A 3,065-nucleotide genomic window follows, 5' to 3' on the forward strand; every position below is an offset into this window, starting at 1 on the left:
CGTTCACAGGCCGAACATATGACCGCACCGCCATTCCTTGTTCAATCAGAGAAAGACCTTGCAGCCCGGGCCGTTCCACATATGAGTCAGACTCTCAGACTGATCTGCATTCTTCACGGACGACGGCTTAGGCCCCCGACTTAGCCGGCGGCCCTCATCTTACCCCGTGGAAGCTTCAACCCGAGAAGCTTGAACACGTGAGCGCTGATCTTCTCTTGCGCCTCGCGTAACTCAGTCGAGCGCAGCATGGCTAGCTCGCCGATATAGCGCCCGCTGATGCCGGGCACGGCGTGGCCCAGCAGGATGCTGGAGAGGATGTCCGGCACCCCCAACGCGGTCGTCAGCGATTTGTAGGTGTGCCGGAGTGCGTGCCCTGCGGTTGGCAGTCCAGAGCGCTGCGGAGCCTGCCTAAAGCCCGGGAAAACGAGGTCCGGTACAGTGACCTCACCATGGCGCGGACACTCTTCCACGCCGAAACACATTATGGCGTTTTCTGGATACCGAAGGTATCTTGGCGTTGGACCCTCCGCCTATTCTGTAGCCCGGCGCGATCGAAGGCGGGCGCTCTTGTGAAGATGCGCTCCGCGATAGGCAGATCTTCGGTGCTGTCGATTTCGTACCACCTGAGACCGTCGCAGCGCGACGCTGCAATCCGTAAGCCTCGTCTTTCCACCAGGCTGGCAAGGAGCGCCTCTGTGTAGGCCTGAGTAGCTCCAGATCCGATGAGATCATCTAGCGCTGGAACGATCGTTGCTCTCAGCGTCGTCGCTGACAATCGTGGCAGGTTCATCGTCTTGAAACGTCTTGGGCCATCCGCGACAAGGTTAGCTGCGGTCTGTTTCATGCGGAAACTCGTGATGACGCCGCTATCCGACAACAAGACCGCCGAACCTTCCATCGATTCATTGAAGGGAGCAACTGCAGCCACGTCGGTTGCTTGGCTCATCATTAAGTAGCGCAACGCATCCTCTTCAAAGAAGACGTCACCCTTCGACAATGAAGCAGTCTCCGGAAAAAAGCGCGTCGCGCGCCAGCCAAAGAGAATAGGCGCTGCTTGCGGTCGAACCCGGACGATTCGACAGAGTTGATTTCGAGCTCGCCAAAGCGGCTGCCGCAGGCATATTGAATAACGTCCTTGCGGTAGCCCATACAATTGTGACTTCTTCCACGCCACCGCTTCCAAGTTTCGCAGCGCGTTATGGAGTATCGGCGTTCCATTGACCTCGACAAGCGGCTTGGGCCGCAGATCGGTCAGCGGCCGCAAACGGGAGCCGAAGCCCGCGGCCAGAATGACGGCTTTCTTCGGAGCATCGGTGGTCATTTCATTCCCCTTCGTCGTTGTTTGATATCGCGTCCTCACTCCCAAGCGTAAACGACACGGATCGTCACCGCGATTTCGGTAGTTAATCTGGTCCCGGCAGAGCTCCTGTGAGGGGATGGGCAACTCCCTCAGACCGAGGGGTCTTGGCGGCAGTCCTCGCCGCAGCGGCGCCCGACGATGTGAACAAGACTGTCCGCTGAGCCAACCCCACGCGCTCTCCAAAGGTCCCACAATGTCGGTTGTTCTGCTGCTGTGTGGGGTCTACGGGCTTCGTGAAAAGCGGATCCACATCTTCGGAAGCGCGGATCATCGTCCGCGTTGGGGTTTCTCCGAGAGAGAAATGCGCTCGTGCCCCTTCGTCGGTGACTGGATGGTCGTTGAGGTGGGGAGATCGGCCGAGATATTGCGGCAATGGGCAGATCGGCCGCGTATGACCTGCCGCGGCAGTCGACGGTATGCCCAATTTCAGGAGTGAAAACCTGCGACTTGCTGATAAGCGCGCTTGAGCATGATGGCAAGGCAGCCAGTTGCATGGCGGTGGTCCTTCGAGAATGAGTATGTTAGAGAAGCTATTGCCTTAAGTCAGCAGGGCGAAGATAGCGCGCTTCTGCACTTGCGAATTCGTCGTTCCTCAAGACCTCGTCGAGTGTCGCGATATCGGACTCAATGCTGACAGTGTTCCCCTCAGCTGCGGCCGCAGACCTGCCGCATTGCCGCTCGCATGGAATGGTTGGCCCAGATCACCGTCGCGATGCGTGCAGAGACCGATGTTCGATAGTATTTCGTTGGAACGATCACGACCGGCAACCTGTTCTGGCAGGCGTGCGTGAACGCAAGGATCTCGTCTGCGGCGCTCTTTCGCGAGTGAATGAGGATCGCATTGGCTCCCGCATCCACGCAAGCGTGAGTGCGCAAAACGGCTTCTTCCATTTCATGCCCGACAATCAACGCTTCGATGCGGGCAACAAGCACCAAATCGTCCGCGACCGTATCCTTCACGGCACGCAAGCGGGCGGCTGGAGAATTCGTCGATATCGGCGAGGGGATGCCGCTCGCCAATAAGCGAGTTCGTCTTCGGGAAAAAGCTGTCTTCCAGCGCAATCCCGGCAGCGCCACGCTGACGGAGTGTGCGTGCCAATAGACGAGCATTGTTGAAGTGCCCGAAGCCGCCATCCCCGACAACAAGCACAGGAAGCTCGTTCTACGTCGGCGAGTTGGCTCCAGGACGCTTCATTGGCGTCGCGGCAGCCCAACGAGCAGGCAATTGACAGGCCCGACGCCCAGAGACCCTTGAACTCACGCGCTTGGCTATTGCGGCGGAGAGGCCGTCATGCGCTTCCATGAGGAACGAGACTTCGCTGCTGGAGCAGACCTGAGCACGCAGCATTTCAGTGAGTAAGGAATCAGCGCGCGGACCGGAGCCACTCGCGGGAACAGATTGCTGTGATTGGTCTTGCATGCCGATTCCTTGTTCGTGCGTTTGGTCGGCCGATATTCAGCGGCGGAAGGTGACATGTTTCTGTCATCAAGATCAATTACGCGGGTTGGTAGTTGACTGTGCCGCAAAATTGTTGCGTCTCGCACCGGACGAGCAGGATTCGTAGGTAAGCCAAGCAATCACATGATGTCCGATCGTTGAAGGACGCACTGTAACCCATGCGCCAACCGAGTTCCTTTCTGTATTTTGTATTCTGCGCGGTTGTGAGACTACCTGACGCGCTAAGGGTTCAGTTCGTTCGCATTT

Annotated in this window: 2 protein-coding genes and 1 pseudogene; all 3 read right to left on the reverse strand. The window is 58.0% G+C overall.

Annotated elements, in window-relative coordinates:
* Window positions 1-140: 140 nt before the first annotated feature.
* Window positions 141-326, reverse strand: a complete 186-nt coding sequence (locus tag K359_RS0147425; protein ID WP_029085195.1) for a hypothetical protein — start codon at window positions 324-326, stop codon at window positions 141-143.
* A gap of 155 nt (window positions 327-481) precedes the next feature.
* Window positions 482-1,321 carry a sugar phosphate nucleotidyltransferase gene (locus K359_RS56490; RefSeq protein ID WP_245284955.1) on the reverse strand — a complete coding sequence of 280 codons (840 nt, stop codon included), beginning with the start codon at window positions 1,319-1,321 and terminating at the stop codon, window positions 482-484.
* Window positions 1,322-1,890: 569 nt separating this feature from the next.
* Window positions 1,891-2,708: pseudogene (locus K359_RS56495) on the reverse strand (isocitrate lyase/phosphoenolpyruvate mutase family protein).
* Window positions 2,709-3,065: the final 357 nt, after the last annotated feature.

It is taken from the genome of Bradyrhizobium sp. th-b2 (assembly GCF_000426785.1).
Taxonomy (GTDB): Bacteria; Pseudomonadota; Alphaproteobacteria; order Rhizobiales; family Xanthobacteraceae; genus Bradyrhizobium; species Bradyrhizobium septentrionale.

Coding starts and splice junctions, on each gene's coding strand:
- K359_RS56490 (WP_245284955.1), bottom strand. CDS start 1,321: ATGACCACCGATGCTCCGAAGAAAGCCGTCATTCTGGCCGCGGGCTTC.